Origin of the sequence: Algoriphagus sp. (assembly GCF_013373065.1) — a bacterium.
Classification (GTDB): domain Bacteria; phylum Bacteroidota; class Bacteroidia; order Cytophagales; family Cyclobacteriaceae; genus Algoriphagus.
In genome coordinates, this window is the sequence record NZ_JABXIN010000006.1 from 87,687 (window position 1) to 104,729 (window position 17,043).

General features: G+C 38.2%; 20 protein-coding genes. 8 read left to right on the forward strand and 12 right to left on the reverse strand.

Translation table 11 applies throughout. The features are described from left to right. Positions 1 to 53: 53 nt before the first annotated feature. The 6 genes from HWE15_RS05390 to HWE15_RS05415 all read right to left on the reverse strand — a co-directional run bounded on the left by HWE15_RS05390 (position 54) and on the right by HWE15_RS05415 (position 3,334). Positions 54 to 683: a flavin reductase gene (locus tag HWE15_RS05390; RefSeq protein ID WP_290506485.1), complete on the reverse strand. Its 630-nt coding sequence runs from the start codon at positions 681 to 683 to the stop codon at positions 54 to 56. Continuing rightward, positions 680 to 1,123, reverse strand: coding sequence for a hypothetical protein (locus tag HWE15_RS05395; RefSeq protein ID WP_290506486.1), 444 nt, complete (start codon positions 1,121 to 1,123; stop codon positions 680 to 682). The genes HWE15_RS05390 and HWE15_RS05395 overlap by 4 nt, the downstream gene beginning before the upstream one ends. Positions 1,124 to 1,138: 15 nt before the next feature. After that, the gene (locus tag HWE15_RS05400) at positions 1,139 to 1,402 is read right to left on the reverse strand and encodes a hypothetical protein (RefSeq protein WP_290506524.1); all 264 of its coding nucleotides are present in this window, start codon (positions 1,400 to 1,402) and stop codon (positions 1,139 to 1,141) included. A gap of 69 nt (positions 1,403 to 1,471) precedes the next feature. Next, a complete protein-coding gene (locus tag HWE15_RS05405) occupies positions 1,472 to 2,152 on the reverse strand; it encodes an SDR family NAD(P)-dependent oxidoreductase (protein WP_290506487.1) in 681 nt (226 codons plus the stop codon). A 107-nt stretch (positions 2,153 to 2,259) separates the two neighbouring features. Beyond that, on the reverse strand, positions 2,260 to 2,964 hold the full coding sequence (gene folE / locus HWE15_RS05410) for a GTP cyclohydrolase I FolE (RefSeq protein ID WP_290506488.1): 705 nt from the start codon (positions 2,962 to 2,964) through the stop codon (positions 2,260 to 2,262). After that, entirely contained in the window at positions 2,924 to 3,334 is a 411-nt protein-coding gene (locus tag HWE15_RS05415; RefSeq protein WP_290506489.1) for a 6-carboxytetrahydropterin synthase, read from the reverse strand. The genes folE and HWE15_RS05415 overlap by 41 nt, the downstream gene beginning before the upstream one ends. 258 nt (positions 3,335 to 3,592) lie before the next feature. Here HWE15_RS05415 and HWE15_RS05420 point away from each other — a divergent pair, with 258 nt between their 5' ends. Next, positions 3,593 to 4,294: a murein L,D-transpeptidase catalytic domain family protein gene (locus tag HWE15_RS05420; RefSeq protein WP_290506490.1), complete on the forward strand. Its 702-nt coding sequence runs from the start codon at positions 3,593 to 3,595 to the stop codon at positions 4,292 to 4,294. Here the strand turns inward: HWE15_RS05420 and HWE15_RS05425 are convergent. Genes HWE15_RS05425 through HWE15_RS05440 form a run of 4 tightly spaced genes read right to left on the reverse strand, consistent with a single transcriptional unit; the run spans position 4,274 to position 8,845 of the window. Continuing rightward, positions 4,274 to 5,896, reverse strand: coding sequence for a L,D-transpeptidase family protein (locus HWE15_RS05425; protein WP_290506491.1), 1,623 nt, complete (start codon positions 5,894 to 5,896; stop codon positions 4,274 to 4,276). The two genes, HWE15_RS05420 and HWE15_RS05425, sit on opposite strands and share 21 nt — an antisense overlap. A 6-nt stretch (positions 5,897 to 5,902) precedes the next feature. Next, entirely contained in the window at positions 5,903 to 6,751 is an 849-nt protein-coding gene (kdsA, locus tag HWE15_RS05430) for a 3-deoxy-8-phosphooctulonate synthase (RefSeq protein ID WP_290506492.1), read from the reverse strand. Continuing rightward, positions 6,744 to 7,322, reverse strand: coding sequence for an HAD family hydrolase (locus tag HWE15_RS05435; RefSeq protein WP_290506493.1), 579 nt, complete (start codon positions 7,320 to 7,322; stop codon positions 6,744 to 6,746). The genes kdsA and HWE15_RS05435 overlap by 8 nt, the downstream gene beginning before the upstream one ends. Further along, positions 7,304 to 8,845 carry a bifunctional GNAT family N-acetyltransferase/carbon-nitrogen hydrolase family protein gene (locus tag HWE15_RS05440; RefSeq protein ID WP_290506494.1) on the reverse strand — a complete coding sequence of 514 codons (1,542 nt, stop codon included), beginning with the start codon at positions 8,843 to 8,845 and terminating at the stop codon, positions 7,304 to 7,306. The genes HWE15_RS05435 and HWE15_RS05440 overlap by 19 nt, the downstream gene beginning before the upstream one ends. A gap of 164 nt (positions 8,846 to 9,009) precedes the next feature. Between HWE15_RS05440 and HWE15_RS05445 the strand changes: the two genes are divergently transcribed. The 3 genes from HWE15_RS05445 to HWE15_RS05455 all read left to right on the forward strand — a co-directional run bounded on the left by HWE15_RS05445 (position 9,010) and on the right by HWE15_RS05455 (position 12,667). Next, the gene (locus tag HWE15_RS05445) at positions 9,010 to 9,912 is read left to right on the forward strand and encodes a mechanosensitive ion channel domain-containing protein (protein ID WP_290506495.1); all 903 of its coding nucleotides are present in this window, start codon (positions 9,010 to 9,012) and stop codon (positions 9,910 to 9,912) included. A gap of 46 nt (positions 9,913 to 9,958) precedes the next feature. Continuing rightward, complete coding sequence (locus tag HWE15_RS05450; RefSeq protein WP_290506496.1) at positions 9,959 to 10,888, forward strand: hypothetical protein; 930 nt, start codon at positions 9,959 to 9,961, stop codon at positions 10,886 to 10,888. Positions 10,889 to 10,987: 99 nt separating this feature from the next. Then, positions 10,988 to 12,667, forward strand: coding sequence for a Na/Pi symporter (locus HWE15_RS05455; protein ID WP_290506497.1), 1,680 nt, complete (start codon positions 10,988 to 10,990; stop codon positions 12,665 to 12,667). Here the strand turns inward: HWE15_RS05455 and HWE15_RS05460 are convergent. Further along, complete coding sequence (locus tag HWE15_RS05460; protein WP_290506498.1) at positions 12,641 to 13,465, reverse strand: universal stress protein; 825 nt, start codon at positions 13,463 to 13,465, stop codon at positions 12,641 to 12,643. The genes HWE15_RS05455 and HWE15_RS05460 overlap by 27 nt on opposite strands. Before the next feature lie 87 nt (positions 13,466 to 13,552). Continuing rightward, complete coding sequence (locus tag HWE15_RS05465; protein WP_290506499.1) at positions 13,553 to 14,032, reverse strand: GNAT family N-acetyltransferase; 480 nt, start codon at positions 14,030 to 14,032, stop codon at positions 13,553 to 13,555. Positions 14,033 to 14,100: 68 nt separating this feature from the next. Here HWE15_RS05465 and HWE15_RS05470 point away from each other — a divergent pair, with 68 nt between their 5' ends. The 4 genes from HWE15_RS05470 to HWE15_RS05485 all read left to right on the forward strand — a co-directional run bounded on the left by HWE15_RS05470 (position 14,101) and on the right by HWE15_RS05485 (position 16,948). Then, entirely contained in the window at positions 14,101 to 14,607 is a 507-nt protein-coding gene (locus HWE15_RS05470) for a RidA family protein (RefSeq protein WP_290506500.1), read from the forward strand. Beyond that, on the forward strand, positions 14,604 to 15,128 hold the full coding sequence (locus HWE15_RS05475; protein ID WP_290506501.1) for a hypothetical protein: 525 nt from the start codon (positions 14,604 to 14,606) through the stop codon (positions 15,126 to 15,128). The genes HWE15_RS05470 and HWE15_RS05475 overlap by 4 nt, the downstream gene beginning before the upstream one ends. Positions 15,129 to 15,250: 122 nt before the next feature. Continuing rightward, complete coding sequence (locus tag HWE15_RS05480; protein ID WP_290506502.1) at positions 15,251 to 15,988, forward strand: DUF6090 family protein; 738 nt, start codon at positions 15,251 to 15,253, stop codon at positions 15,986 to 15,988. A 153-nt stretch (positions 15,989 to 16,141) separates the two neighbouring features. Continuing rightward, positions 16,142 to 16,948, forward strand: a complete 807-nt coding sequence (locus HWE15_RS05485; RefSeq protein ID WP_290506503.1) for an alpha/beta hydrolase — start codon at positions 16,142 to 16,144, stop codon at positions 16,946 to 16,948. Positions 16,949 to 17,043 lie beyond the last annotated feature (95 nt).

The window sequence follows — 17,043 nt, forward strand, 5'->3', positions numbered from 1 at the left end:
TTCAAATGCTTTCTATGAAACAATAAGAAAAATTCTGAATTCAGGGCAATAGCCTAAATCTCACCTACCTCTTTCTCAGGCTTTGCGTAGCTAAGTCTTGCAAGCTTTTTACCCACATGGTATTCATCCAGCCCTGTTACGGTCACGGTTTCTAATACATTCAAATCCAGAGAACCATCCATCCGAAGACCTTTTTCCTCCACATAAATATGGTCTATGCTCCCTATCAATAAAACCGTTTCATTGATTTTGAGTGTATGCGTTTCAACCAAACTACAGCCTAATTGCAAGGGACTATTTTTGACAAAAGGAGCAAAAAAGTCATCTCGATAATCTTCTTCCAGCCCTGTTTTGTCAAACTCACTTCCTTCCCATCGCGCGGAAGTCCAATGTGCATTTTTATAGAAAGCAGGGGTTACATGGTTCAAAGTGAATGAACCTGTTTCTAATATGTTTTCCAAAGTATCCCGTTTAACCGTATGCGGTCGAAAAAGAACCCCGACTAGCGGAGGAGTGGCACCGATATGAAATACCTGAGAAAAAGGGGCCAGATTGGTAACTCCATCAGCGCTTTTCGTTCCAATCAAATTCAGACTCTTATATCCAGACAAACAATTGATCAGATTTCTTCTGAAGAACGAATCTGCCTCCAAAATATCCGCTTTGCTAAAATGCCGAATCATATTGCAATGGCTTCTTCGATGGAGTCACAATATTTGATATCCAACTGATCAATGATATTATCCGGATAGTTTTGGAGAATCTGGTCTTTTGCAATCTGAACCATCTTCTCAAACCATTTTTCATCAGGTAAAATCTTCCGATGGGTCTTTATTCCATATTGAAGCATTTCCTTTTTCCAATAAATAAAATACCATTCCATGGTCGGTTGATGAAAAGCTCGAAGGGATCTTTTATCGAAAATGAATTTTTCATAATCTCCTTCCTTAACTACTTCACCAATTTGCTGGAAAGCCTCCTTAAAATCTTCGATTGGAATGTAATCAGCTAGTAACTCGCAAAGAATTATTTTTAAATCTGGATTTTTCAGAACACGTACATATTGCTGTTCAAAAGCCAATTCAAAGTCTTGTATTTCAGATGGATGGACTGTATCGTTCATAGCAAAGGATTGGAATTAGTAAACGGATTTTTTTCGTTGCTCCTCGGAGCGACTTACTTCCTGTTTGAATTGCTCCAATCGAACTTCCAAATTGGATGCATATTCAAGCGTGGTACGCATCATTTCTTGCTGAGACTTAATTTGCTCTTTCAAGCGACCCAGTTCTTTATTGACTTCAGAAAGTTTATTCTCGTACTCTTTTTTAAGCCTTTCTTTTTCTAATTGGGCTTTCCTCAATTCTTCCTTGAAAATCAGGAATGATTCAGGTGGTGTCTTCATATTCACAATTCGTTCATCTCGGGACAATACCCTCATTAATGACAATTTTGAGCATAAAATGTTTTGAGATCACTTTAAATTCGACATCCCTCCATCTACATGCAAGACCTGACCCGTCATCCAAGAAGAATCTTCAGAGAGTAAGTAAGCTGCAGCTTGAGCAATATCTTCCGGCTTCCCAAAGCGTCCTAGAGGATGACGCTTGTTGCTAGCTTCTCTTTTTTCCTCCGAAGAAAGCAGTGCCGAGGCCAAGGGCGTATCTGTTAGCGAAGGTGAAATTGCATTGACTCGGATGTAAAAGGGAGCCCATTCAGCTGCTAGAGATCGGGTCAGTCCTTCGATAGCTCCTTTTGCAGAGGCGATGCCGGCATGAAAACTCATGCCAGTTTGAACAGCCACCGTGCTGAATAGAACCACTGATCCAGACTTGGATTTTTTCAATCCTTTCAGACATGCTTGAAGGACCCTAACGGCACCAAAAAAATTAACCTCCATTTCATTTTTGAAATCTTCTATTGAAAGGCGATGAAAAGGTTTCAAATTAATGGTTCCAGGTGTGTAAACCACTCCGTCAATTATCTCTGGTAATCCTGGAATTTCCCCGAATTCTGAACTTGCGTCTAAGGCCGTAGTGCCTTCTCCGCTTTTTGAAAAAAGGTACAGATTAGCTCCTTGTGATTCACACCATTCCGCAAGTGCTTTTCCAATCCCGGAATTCCCTCCAATAATGACGATATTTTTTCCTTTCATATACTTTTAAATTTCTACCTGTTAAATCAATTGAGGAAGATTTTGTTTTAAAATTGAAATAAAAAAGCCGGACAATCTGCCCGGCTTCCTTACTTGGTTTAGCTTAATTATTTTTCAAGATTGATATACTTCAAAAATTCATTTCGCGTTTGTTCATCCGCTTCAAATTTCCCGGAATAAAATGAAGTTACCGTTGAACTGTTGGTATCATTTATCCCTCTCGAACTTACACACATATGGTAGGCATCCATGATCACAGCGACATCTTCAGTTCCTAGCGCCTCTTTCAATTCATTACCAATTTGCATGGTAAGACGTTCCTGCACTTGAGGTCTTTTTGAAAAATATTGAACGATTCGATTAATTTTCGAAAGGCCAATCACATTGCCATTGGAAATATAAGCCACATGGGCTCTACCGTAAATTGGCACAAAATGATGCTCACAATGAGAAAAGAACGTGATGTCTTTCTCCACTAACATCTGGTTGTACTGAAACTTATTTTCAAATAGCTTCGCACTCGGTTTATTTTTAGGGTTTAATCCGGAGAAAACCTCTTTGACATACATCTTAGCCACTCGATGTGGTGTACCTTTCAAACTATCATCTGTCAGGTCCAGACCTAAGATATTCATGATTTCTTTGAAATGCTTTTCTATCAACTCGATCTTCAGATCGTCGTCCATTTTAAAAGCATCTTCGCGAAGCGGAGTCTCCAGAGAAGTCGCTACATGCTCTTCTCCCAATTCTTCAAATGAAGTGCGGGAAATATCAATTCCCATCGTATTCAACAAAGTTTCTTTCTGTTTCATAAAGCCGAATGCTTAAATCGTATTTCCGATCAATTTTATCCCTCAAAATATTCCAAATAACCACTGCAATGTTTTCTGCAGTTGGGTTGAGTGCTTTAAATTCATCGGTATCCAAGTTTAAATTTTTGTGATCAAATCTATTTAGTACATGCTCTTTGATTAAATCACTGAGCAATTTCATGTCGTAAACATATCCAGTTTCCGGATCAATTTCTCCTCGCAGCATCACATGCAGATCATAATTGTGACCATGGTAATTAGGATTATTGCACTTCCCGAAAACCTCTTGGTTCTTTTCTTCAGTCCAATTTGGATTGTGAAGCCGGTGAGCTGCGTTGAAATGTTCCTTACGAATAACTGTTACTTTCATTACTGCTTTGAACAGGGAAAATTTTCTTTTTGTTTAATATTTATTGAATTTCTTTAAACAAAGAAATTAACTCCCTGATTTCCATATTTTTAAATTTTCAGACAAAAATAGAATTTTATTTCTGTAGACTGCGTTCTTTATTTGAACACTAACCAAAAAACGCTGAAATAATTAAAAAAGGTTCAAAAAGAACTTAATCATCTTTCCTAAAGGTTTACTTAACGGAAACTGTGAAAAACAACCCAGAAAACAACCACTATGAATATCATACAAATCTTATTAGCAGGAATGTTGTCTTTAGGACATACTTCCAAAACTACTCCAACAAAGCCCAAGCATGAAAAGATAATCCATGTAAAGGATGCTTACACCCAACTAAGTGAGAAATCAAATAATTTACCAGAAAGAGAAATCTTCGAAAAAGCGCTGGCAGGATGGGCTTTACTCGAAAACGATCTTTCAAACCCCATGTTGACAATCATTGATTTTAGTCTACCATCAACTGAAAAAAGGATGTGGGTGATTGATCCAAATACGTTAGAGGTAAAACTTCATACTGTAGTTTCACACGGACGTAATTCTGGAAATTTATTCGCAGAGTCATTCTCAAATATTCCTAATTCTTATAAAAGTAGCTTGGGCTTTTATAAAACGGCAGAAACCTATCAGGGAAAGCATGGCTATTCCTTACGATTGGATGGTTTGGAGAAAGGCTTCAATGATAAAGCAAGAGATCGTGCCATCGTAATCCATGGAGCAGACTATGCACGGGAAGAAGTTGCAAAATCCTCAGGAAGGTTGGGAAGAAGTCTAGGTTGCCCTGCTTTACCTTCAGAAATTTCGAAAGAGGCTATCGACTTAATTAAAAATGGATCCCTGATCTTTATTTATGGCCAAGATTCTCAATACCTCAGTAATTCACCCATCCTATCTGAGGCCTTATTTACCCAGCCTACTTAATAGTTCAGGATCTCGACCATATATGTCTCTTCTAAACTGGGGATTCCCAAATTCATCTTCCCACAAGGTCATGTAAAGGACATAGACTGGGATAGCCGTTGTTAATTCTACTCTGACTTCATGATCCTGACTCATAGCTTCTTTGATTTTTTCCTCAGTCCATTCTTCTTGATCTTTCAATAGAAATTTTGCGAAATCAAGCGGTCTTGCCAGACGAATACAGCCATGACTCAAAGACCTATTTTCCCTGTCAAATAGGTGCTTAGCAGGCGTATCATGGATATACACGTTATAAGGATTGGGAAACATAAATTTCACCAAGCCTAGAGAGTTGGAAGGGCCTGGATTTTGACGAATGAGATAAGGGATGGAACGAGCTTTCCAATTTACGGTACTTGGATCAACCTTTTTCCCCGAATAAGAAAGTACTTCCATATTATTCCTCGCCAAATAATTGGGATTCCTTCTGATGGATGGAATTAGTTCTTTGTAGACAATGGACTCAGGAACATTCCAATAAGGACTAAAAATCAAATGGCTCATCGAAGCCTGAAAAACAGGTGTTTGGTTTTTATATTCTCCAACAATCACCTTAGAAGAAAAAACCGTTTCTCCTTTATCCCAAAACACTAATTCGTAGCCTGGGATATTTACGAGAATCGATTTTGATTTCATTTTTGAATCATCAAGCCATCGTAGTCGCTCCAAATTAACCGCTATCTGACTGATTAAATTTTGCGGGGACTGATTCAAAGCTGCAAAAGTGTTTTTACCAAGAACCCCATCGACAGCTAGGCCTTTATCTTCCTGATAATTAAGAACAGATTCAAGAAGCAAAGAATCATATTCTTTATTATCAAGATCCTCCCCTTTCCAATAATCCCAAAATGCCAAACGCCGACGGATTTCAGGGATAAGCGAATGACTGTCTCCTACCTTCAGGGATTTATTGCTCCGAAGTTCACTCCAGTCAAAATCAGCCTGATCCATTTTTTCTTCTAAATCCCGAATGACTTCCCTACCCTTTGTATAAATCGGAAACTCTGGATACAATTCGATTAAAAATGGTCTGAGCTCTTGGCTTTTCTCTACTTTGTTCAAAAAAATCAAGGGGTCAAAAGTTGAAACCTTTTTAGGAATGTTCCAGGATTGCTTCAACGTCCTAGGATTAATTCTTCCTTGATCCAAATGCAGAGCAAACTGAATGACAGCATCACTTAAAAACAGCTCCAGATCAGCCAAATCCTCCTCCGGTACCTCAAAACCAGATTTTTTATTGGCTTCAATTGATTCAAAAAACGCTTGAATTAAGAATAGATGATAATCCAAGGAATTCAACCCATCATACCGAGCTTGACCAATTTCATATCGTAACTCATATGCTAATTCTGAAAGATCTCCGTCATTTATCCAGAGGGGTTCGAAGGAGCGCTTTGAATAAAAATCCTTTATGAATTCAACTTCCCTAATTCCCCTTCCTCTTAGTTCCAATTTTCCAGTTTCCTGAACTCCTTCTAATCGAAGCTTTATTTGTTCACCAACATTTTGAGAAAATGAGAAATGGCTTAGAAAAAGAAAAACAAAAGGAAAAAAGGATTTCATGAGAACTTATTCTATGGGGAAGTCCTGATATTTTCTACCTAAATCCCAAACTTCTTTCAGCATGGTCAGAAAATCTCCCATTCGATGAAGCGGAATCAAATTCGGTCCATCACTTAAAGCTTTGGCAGGTTCAGGATGCGTTTCGATAAAAAAACCATCTATCCCTGTTGCTGCTGCAGCCCGAGCCAAAAACGGCGCAAATTCCCGTTGCCCGCCACTACTTCCTCCCTGTCCTCCCGGTTGTTGAACGGAGTGAGTAATATCAAATACCACAGGAGCAAATTGGCGCATCACAGGCAGCGCCCGCATATCAACCACCAAATTATGGTATCCAAGAGAATATCCTCTTTCAGTAAGACATACATTATCATTTCCTGCAGATCGTACTTTTTTTACAGCAAACTGCATATCCTCGGGAGCCATAAATTGTCCTCTCTTGATTTTGACAGCTTTTCCTGTTTCGGCAGCAGCAAGCAACAAATCCGTTTGACGGCATAAAAAGGCCGGAATTTGAAGCACATCCACCACTTCTGCAACTTCCTTGGCTTGATAGCTTTCGTGAATATCTGTTACCAAGGGCACATCAAGAGCTTTGCCTACACGCTGTAAAACCTCCAAGGACTTATTCATTCCAATGCTTCTGAAAGATGAGGCAGAAGTTCGGTTTGCTTTATCAAAAGAGGCTTTAAAAACATAAGAAAAGCCATGCTCATCGGCCCAAGCTTTTACTTTCGTGCCAATTTCCAGACAGATATCATAACTTTCAACTGCACAAGGACCAGCAAAAAGAACAGGTTTATCTTCTCCCAAAACCACCTTATCGGTGATCTTCATAATCTGATTGGTTCTATTCATCATTTTTTTCTGTAAGAGATTCAATTAAAGGAACCAGTTTTCCTCTCGCATGCAATAATAAATCTGCAACTTCCCGAAATGCTCCATTTCCTCCAGATTTAGAGGTTACAAAATCAACTTGATGCTTAATGTAGGAAATTGCATCAGCAGGACAAGCCGATAAGCCCACTCGCTTCATGATCGGAAGATCAATCAAATCATCTCCTATATAGGCTACCTCTTTTTCCTCCAATTCCAATGTTTCCAAAAGTTCCGATAGCTTTTTTCCTTTATCCTTAATGCCATGATAGTGAAAATCAAATCGGAGTTCTTCACATCGGTTTTCGACCACTTGGGATTTTCTTCCGGTAATTGCTCCTACCATAATGCGGTTTCTTCTAAGGAACTGGACGATATACCCATCTTTTACCTGAAATTTTTTCAATTCCATTCCCTCATTGTCATAAATGATTCCACCATCAGTCATGACGCCATCTATGTCTGTAATGAGCAATTTTACGTGTTCGGCTTTAGACCAAACAGCATCGGGTATGTGACTAAAATAGTCCTTGATTATTTCTTCTGTTTCCATTGAATCGAGTAAAGATCAAGTCTTCGTTGTTCTAGGTTTCGGACGCTACCTGCTTTCCGCTGCTTGGTCAATAAATCCAAGTCCACATCGGCAACGATAGTCGTTTCGGCATTTTCAGAGGCCTGAGCTACAATAGAATCATGCGGAAATGAAAAATCCGACGGACTGTAAATGGCAGCCTGAGAATATTGAATATCCATATTTTCAACCTTCGGCAAATTACCTACAGATCCTGTAATCGCAACGTAACATTCATTTTCTATTGCACGAGCGCGAGCACAGGTATTTACACGTAAAAAGGCATTTTTTGTATCAGTCCAAAATGGAACAAACAGGATATCCATTTCCTGTTCTGCTAAGATTCTTCCCAATTCAGGAAACTCCACATCGTAGCAAATCAAAATTCCTACCCTACCTGCATCTGAATCAAAAACCCGGATTCCATTTCCTCCTTGTAAGCCCCAATAGGAAGCTTCATCTGGCGTAATATGGAGTTTGTATTGCTTATCATGGGTACCATCACGGCGACAGAGGTAACTTACATTTCGAAGCTTCTTCCCGTCATATTCGGGCATGGATCCTGCGATAATATTCACGTTGTAAGACACCGCCAATTCACTCATTCTGCTGACGATTTCCTCCGTGTAATCAGCCAAATTTCGAATTGCCTCTGAGGCATCCATATCATTGAATTCAGCTAGAAGAGGCGCATTGAAAAACTCTGGGAAAAGACAAAAATCAGATTTATACCCTGAAATGGTATCCACAAAAAATTCCACCTGCTGCATCAAATCATCCACATTGGAAAAACGACGCATTTTCCATTGGACTAAACCCAAGCGAACAATCGACTTCTTGTTTCCAATAAGTTTTTCGTCCTTCTCATAATAAATATTAATCCATTCCAGAAGCGTAGCATAAGCGCGTGAATCCTTGTCCTCAGGAAGGTATTTGGTAATTACTTTTCGAACGTGGAATTCATTGGCGAGCTGAAAGGAAAGAACCGGGTCAAAAATCTCCTTATTCTTCACCAATTCAATGTACTTCCGGGGAGTCATTTCCTCGGCATATTTAGAATAGCCAGGAATTCGGCCACCTGCGATGATTGAGCGTAAATTCAAATTTTCACACAGCTCTTTCCTCGCATCATAGAGTCGCCTTCCCAAACGCATCCCTCGATACTCTTGATGCACAAACACATCGGTACCATAAAGTGTATCCCCTTCTTCATCATGCGTATCAAATTTTCCATACCCTGTGATTTGATCATAGGTATGGTTATCGCCGAATTGAGAATAATCCACAATAATACTTAAGGCTGCGGCTACAACTTTACCATTATCCTCGATACAGATCTGCCCTTCAGGAAAGACCTTAATCTGATTCTTGAGTTCTTGGCGAGACCAAGTCATTGCTTTATCACGATAGATAGAAGCCATGATTTCTTTAATATCCTCGTAATCAGCTATTTTAATATTCCGGAGTTTGAGCCGGTGTTCAAGTTCTTCTCGTTGCTTACTCATGATTCAAAATTAACCCTTTTCCATCAGAAATTTTTAATTGGTGGATATCATGTCTCAAAAACAAAATTTTATTTTGATTAGTAATATCATAGCACTGATACCACTCTTGGATCAATATTTATTAATATTTTGCCGTCAAAATATCAAAAATAGCATACGCTCATATGCAATCTGCATTAAACTCAGACACGAATACAAAAGGCTTTGATTTTTTATCCTGGTTTGAAGAAATGATGAATTTCAGTCTCTTTAACCTAGGGGAGTCCAAGTTAACGATAGGTTTATTACTCACATTAGCAATTTCATTTTTAGTCCTTTTTGTCGGTTCGGAATGGATTAGAAGGCTACTTGTCAATCGTATTCTTAAAAAATACCACATTACTGAAGGAACAAGGTTGTCCATTGGGACGATGGTTAAATATATCCTGATTTTAGCGGGTATTTTTTCCATTCTTCAAACTAATGGTATTGATCTTAGTGCATTTGGTGTATTAGCCGGAGCCATCGGTGTGGGTATCGGTTTTGGTCTTCAAAACATCACCAATAACTTCATCAGTGGACTGATTATCCTTTTTGAACAACCCATCAAAGTTGGTGATCGAATCGAAGTTGGGAATGTGAATGGGGATGTCATAAAGATTTCTGCCCGCTCCACAATGGTTGTTACAAATGACAACATTACCATCATAGTCCCAAACAGTCAATTTATTGATAATCAGGTTATTAACTGGTCTCATTCGGATCGAATGGTTCGATTCAATTTCCCTGTTGGAGTGGCTTATAGAGAGGATCCGGAAAAAATCCGAAAAATCTTATTGGAAGTAGCTTCAGACAACAAAGGGGTACTGGATAAACCGGAAACAGACGTTCTTTTTGAAGAATATGGTGATAACAGCATCAATTTCAATTTGAGGGTTTGGACTTCTGAATATGTCAACCGACCTAGAGTATTAAAGAGTCAGCTTTACTTTGAGATTTTTAAGCGATTTAGAGAAGAAGGGATTGAAATACCATTTCCTCAAAGAGATTTGCATCTACGCTCTGGATTTGAAAATTTAAAAAATTAGGGTAATTTTCGAAGATAAGTCCAAGCGGCTCCGTATGAGCCTGATAATGAGAAAGCTAGTAATATTTTTATTCTTTTTTTTCAGTTTTGCGTTGATTGGAACTTCGCAAAGTTTTTACCGCTATCGGTTTGAGGAGCCATGGTCCATTTCGGCAAGTATTGGACCTACGCAATACTTTGGCGAACTTTATTCCTTTTGGAAATACAACGAAGGTATTCAACCGGACTGGAATGCAAACTTTGCCTTCAATTATACCTTTGGTACGCACTTAAGAGCAAGAGGGGAATTCTCTTATATCAAAATGTCTGGTCAAGATCCTCCTTCTGACCCGAGAGCTTATCGTACACCGAGGGATCTTCATTTTAGGGCAAGAAATTTAGAATTGACTGGAATTATAGAATATTACTGGCATCCTGTCAGAGTACCCAATATTCACCGCCCTCTTTGGAATCCTTACATTTTCTTTGGTCTAGGAATGTCCACAAATAATCCACAGGCGCAATTGGATGGAGAATGGGTCGATCTTCGACCTTATCAACTCGAAAACAATCCATACAACAGATATATCATGGTATTCCCCATGGGTTTGGGATTTAAGTATAAGTTGAATGTATACATGGATTTGAAATTCGAAGGAAACTACCGGTTTACTTTGACGGATTACATGGACGACATTTCAGCTTACAATGTCAGTGAGTTTTACTTGGATTTGGTTGATGATTATGTATCCGGGAAAAATCCTGATAGACTTCGTTTGGCCATACGAAACCCTGATTTCTTGGATGATAATGGATTACCAGACATTGACAAAATTCTTCGAAATAATGGAAGAGTAAGAAGAGGCTCTGGTTTGAGACATCGATTTGACGGATATATGACGGTCAATGTTGGATTAGAAATTCACTGGTCTCAAGACATTTTTCAAAACTGGATATTCCGAAACAGGATCTACGAAAAGCGATTCCGTTTCTGGTAAATTTTTGCCCTGCCCCCTTTGCAGTTAGTTTTTTTTGTAATTTAAGTCTACTGCTTTGCAGCATCAGAAGATGTTTATTAACATAAAAATCCTACTGAAGTGAATTTAAATTTTTGGCAGTTTCTAGCCGGATTAGGAATCTTCCTTTTCGGAATGAATCAAATGGAATCGGGTCTCCGAGAGCTGACAGGTAAATCATTTCGCAACCTAATCCAGAAATTCACCAATAAGCCCCTGAAAGGGATACTGACAGGAACACTGATCACTTCTATACTTCAAAGTAGCTCCCTTGTCACATTAATGGTTTTGGCATTTTTGGGGGCTGGCGTTCTAAGTTTGAAGCATGCTTTGGGAGTAATTTTAGGTGCCAACCTGGGTACTACCGTTACAGCCTGGATCGTATTTCTTCTCGGATTCAAAGTCAGCATTGCGTCGTTTTCTTTACCCTTTATTGGGATTGGCGCCATGGTTACTATTCTCCTTGGGAGAAACCTATTCATTAAAAACTTTGGTTTTTTTTTAGTTGGATTTGGCTTTTTGTTTTTTGGTATGGATTTGATGAAAGTATCCATAGAAAGTCTTTCAGGTGCTATTGATTTTTCTGAATTTACCCAATATGGATTAATCGTGTTTTTATTAGTTGGGCTTGTTCTCACCGCATTGATCCAATCAAGTTCTGCCACCATGGTGATCCTCCTAAGTGCTATCAATTCCGGGATTTTAGCCTTAGATCAAGCGGCTGCCGCAGCAATTGGAGCCAATATCGGTACCACCATCACGGTGACCTTGGGTGCTATAGGAGGAACTCCTGATAAAAAACGATTAGCTCTCCTTCACTTTTTATTCAATGTAGTCACTGGGATGATTGTATTTTTCTTTGTCCCCCTCATTGTAAGGTGGATCAATTCGATGGAATTTGGACAGGACCCCTTATTTGATTTAGCCCTTTTCAATACGTTTTTAAATCTTTTTGGAATTATATTATTCTTCCCCTTCCTGAAGCCACTTACATTTTGGCTACAAAATCGCTTTGTTTCAAAACAGGTACCTCACACTCGATATATCCAAAACGTAGATGTAGCTATTCCCGAAGCTGCAATACAAGCATTGGAAAAAGAACTTTTGATTTTATACGCAAAGACAAAACGATTTATCAAGTTGACCATGAATTTGGACGATGAGCCTCATCATCAAAAAGGGATTTTTGAGCAAATTTTAAAGCATCCAGTGGAATATTTGGACCTATACCGACAACTGAAATACATCGAAGACGAAGTCACGGATTACCACTTAAAACTTCAAAAATCAAGCATCAATGAGCAAGAGGCAAAAAAACTACTCTCACTAATGCTTTCAACCCGATTGATGATTTTTGCTGCCAAAGACTTTAAAGACATTCAACACAATATTAAAGAACTTGAAAATTCCACTCGGAATCTTCCGAAAGACTTCCTGGAAAGATTGAAGATTAAAATCCAAGAACGAATTATTGAGGTCGATCAGATGGTGGAAACAGAAAATGGAAAAGTCATGATGCCTAATTGGATGCTAAAAAATGAGGAAGAGGCCGATAGTATGATTGAGGAATTGTTTGAGATGGCTAAAAACCATAAGACAGACATTCCTTTTTCCACGCTTTCAAATGTTGCTAAAGAGTTCTCGAGGGGCTTATATAATTTGGGTGCCGCCGTTGTCCACTGGCGACACCCAATTAATGTGGTACTCGACCCATCCGTTCTTTCTTCCAATCCCTCAAACCTTCAAGCTAAGAATTCCTAAATCTCCTTGGTACAAAACAGTCTCAGTTACACCGATCTGATAAGCCGGACTTCCGGAATGATCACCTGAAACCAAAACCACCAAGTGGATTCGCTCTTCTTCGCAAAATGCCACAATTCCCTTTTCTACTTCTCGGGCACTGTAGGTATGCTGATGAAAAACGATTTCTTCATTGCCTGCCTGGAATAAGTTCATTCCTTCTTTGATTTCCTCAGATGAAGCAAACTTTTCCGGGGTGTTGATAAATAACTGATGGACAGAAGCCTTAAAGGCTTTTACTAAGGGTTTGATCTCTGCAAATGCTTTTGGTGCATCTTCATGAAATGTCGATGCGAAAGCAATCTTTCTGAAATCATTCCCATCCATAGCCTTCTTAACAGCCAAAACGGGCATGGGGGCGAGCCTCAACATTTTTTGGAGATTAGAACCTATGAATTTTCCCTCTTCGAACCCTTTTCCGTAAGCTCCCATCACGATCATATCAGCCTGATTTGCTTGTGCCACTCGCAGAATTTGCTCATAAGGCACTCCTATTTTTACTATTTGTTCAATAGGAGCTTTCGCTGGTGCGACTTTTTGGATGTATTCTGGAAGGACTTCTTCCGCCTCCTCCTTTTGTTCGATCAATTCCGGATATCTTTTTTGAGCTTCTTCAGAGAGCTTTTCAAAATCAATCTCAGATGGAATGACTGTCACCAAAAGAATCTTAGCATCTGCTTTAGCCTGAATTTTCTGGGCTGTTTTCAATGCTTCTAAGGAGTAAAATGAAAAGTCAAAGGGAACAACGATGGTCTTCATAGTTTTTTCTCCGTTTTGGTTTATACCAAGGTCGAAAATACTTTAGAAGATTCCCTTGAGGGAAATCAAAGAAGAACCTGATAATTATCAGTTACAGGACAAATTTGGATTTTTCAAGACCATTTTCACATCACAGCGGGCATATTTCCCCGCTTCTGGCTCCTCTTCTTCAAACCCAAGTTTTTGATAAATTTTGATGGCAGGTCCCAGCTTGGAATGGGAATATAATTCTACTTTTTCAGCACCTAAAGACCAAGCCATTTCACATATTGCCTTTCCCAATTTCATCCCAACACCTTTACCCTGAGCTGACTTTCTGACTCCCATTTTTATCAATTCATAGGTCTTTTCATTGATTTTTGAAAGTCCTACAGTGCCTACAATTTGACCATCTAGTTCAGCAAATAAAATGGCTCCTCCCCGATCAATGATGGTTTCTTGGGGGTTTTCCAATTGCATCTTATCGAATTCCTCCAAGGAAAATAGCTCTTCAACCCATTCTTTATTGATAGATTCAAAATGCGATTGCAGTTTCTGTTCAAAAGGAAGAATATGAATTTCAGACATGATGAAGTTGCTTGGGTAGATGAATTCGAAAATTTCTGCTAGATTAGGTTTGATCAACCAATAATCCAATGAAAAAATACCTGATTTTATGCTTTCTGTCTTTTTCTTTTTTTCAATTTGCCAATGCGCAAAGCCCGGAACAACGCATCAAAGAATTAGGACTTGAACTCCCCGAAGTCAGTCAGCCCATGGCAAATTATGTCAAATGGAGACAAGTTGGCAACATGCTATACTTGGCTGGAAATGGACCGGATGTATTTGGAAAAGTTGGTGAAGATCTGACGCCTGAACAAGGATATCAAGCTGCCCAAGAAACCGGCTTGGAAATCATTGCTGTGTTAAAGGCTGCTACGGGAGACCTTAGCCGAATCAAGCAATTTGTCAAAGTTCTCGGGATGGTAAATTCCGCGCCTGATTTTACAGGACACCCTGCGGTGATCAACGGTTTTTCGGATTTGATGGTAGAAGTGTTTGGGGAAAAAGGAAAACATGCCCGATCGGCAGTAGGAGTAGCTGCTTTACCAAATAATATTGCGGTAGAAATTGAAGTGATTGTGGAGCTAGAAGACGAATGACCTGGGTTAACTTCACTTTCATTTTTTATTTACTATTCCCTTATTTTCAAGAAGTTAAGACTCTTGATGTGGAGTATGTTTTTATAGATGGCCTTCCTTTTCACCAGCAAGGAATCAAGAGTATTTTTGAAAAATACGGTCCGACCAAAAGGACTGACACGGACTACGAATGTGGCTTCCATTCTAATGAGGAACAGGGAAAAACGTATTACGAGCTCATCTATCCTTCAATCACATGGATTGGAAATGCTAAAGAGGGTTACATTGCAGAGTTGGTACTTTTCGACCCAGAAGGTGAAATCAAATGGACTTATTACCAAGAGGTTGAATTCAGTGGAAAAACCACTCAAAGTGAAGTAGAAAGTTTTTTCGGAAAGAAAGCCGAACCAATCCAAATCTACGGACGAGACGATGAAAACCTATTCAGCCTTGGGGGTAGATTTACCAATGCCGACGATGGCTTTTTCTTTCTGTTTAAGGAAGGAAAGCTGATTGAGTTTCATTATTGGAACCCTTGTTAAAAAGAGAAACCATGAAAATTTAAAATAAAAAAAGTATACTTATCCCTCATTATTATTGGGTTAAAACAACTAAAAGTAGATTGAAAAGCAAGTTGTGCTTCATTACCAGAAACTGCTAACCAATGATAAAATTCTTTAGAAAAATTAGACAAAATATACTTAGAGAAGGTAAAATTGGAAAATACCTGACTTATGCCATTGGAGAAATTATACTTGTTGTTATTGGAATTTTGATAGCATTGCAAATAAACAATAATAATCAAGATAAATTAAATAGAACCTATGAATTGACAATGCTAAATGAAATCAAAAACGCTATTGAAATTGATATTTATAACATTGAAGGAGGCTTAAAGGAACTTGAAAAGTTAAAGTATAGCGTAAATAAGTTAGCAACCATTCGAAATAATCCAAATTATCCCGAAGATTCATTAATGTATTATTTCACTAAAGTTAGAAGAGGTGGGATCGCTGTTGTTTTTAATTATAGCCCGTATGAATCTATCAAATCTACTGGACTAGACAGAATTTCAAATTCAGAACTTAGAAACAATATTACTAACCTATATGAGGTTAAATTAACTGGGGTTGAATTTTGGATAAATGATTTAATTAAAAGACAACTTTATAAAAAAAATGATTTAGTAGCCACACTATTTGACAAAGAAGTTATACCAGATTCGATAAACGGGATTAAAGTAAATTATTTAATCAATAATAAATCAATGAATGACCCACGCTTCAATGAATTTCTAGTTCTTTCAGGAGATTATATACCTATTGCATATAGAAATATGACTTATGCAATGAGTGAGTTGAAAACTCAATTAAAAGAAATAGAATCTGAATTAAATAAATAACGAATGCACAAAAACGGCTATAATTCATTGCTAGGATCAAACTTCAATCAAAAATTGTATTTTTAAACGGCTGATTTTAGTGCGGTTGAAAATCTATTGATTTTCTGCCCGCAACGAAATCATAGCCGAGCACATTAGCCACAATCAGGAAAAATGAGAATATATAGATCAATCATTATAGTAATTTTATTTTTGATCTCTTGCAAATCACAAGATGAAAGCAAAAAAGATTTCATCTCATATGACGGGACAAAAATTGCTTATACCGATAGTGGCGATGGGCAGGTCGTTCTGTTAATCCATGGTTTTATAGTCGATGGAGATTGGAATTGGGGAAAATCGGAATTAAAAAAACAACTTATTAATCAAGGTTATAGAGTAATTATACCAGATTTGAGAGGAAATGGTGATTCAGATAAACCTTTAGATGAAAATGCCTATAAAGATGGTGCTGAAATAAAAGATTTAATTGCACTGATAGACCATTTAGACATTAAAACCTATGCTGCTATTGGCTATTCAAGGGGTTCTATTGTACTAGCAAATTTACTTACTAAGGATAACCGAGTTACTAAAGCTGTTTTTGGGGGAATGGGTATTGGATTCACTGATCCTAATTGGTACAGAAGAATCCAATTTGGAGATGTTTTTTCTGGTAGGACTGAGCCAAATGAAATGACTAGAGAAGCTGTAGAATTCGCAAAAGATCTCGATGTGAACTTTAAAATAATGGGCTATTTACAGGACTATCAACCTGAAACATCAATTGCGGAACTCAATAATATAAATGTAAAGACTTTGGTAATTTGTGGAGATGTAGATTTAGACAATGGTAATCCAAAAGAATTACAAGAACAATTACCCAAAAGTAGATTGAGCATCGTTAGTGGAGACCATATGAGTACACCTTTTTCAAAGGAATTCGCGGAATCGATTATTGAATTTCTTAATGAAAAATAATAGTGGCTAACAATGGCTAAAAGCAATAGCTTGGGTTCTGGATTGAATGAGAAAGGTTTTTTGGGCTTATTTGCTATCTTAGTTGAATAAAAACA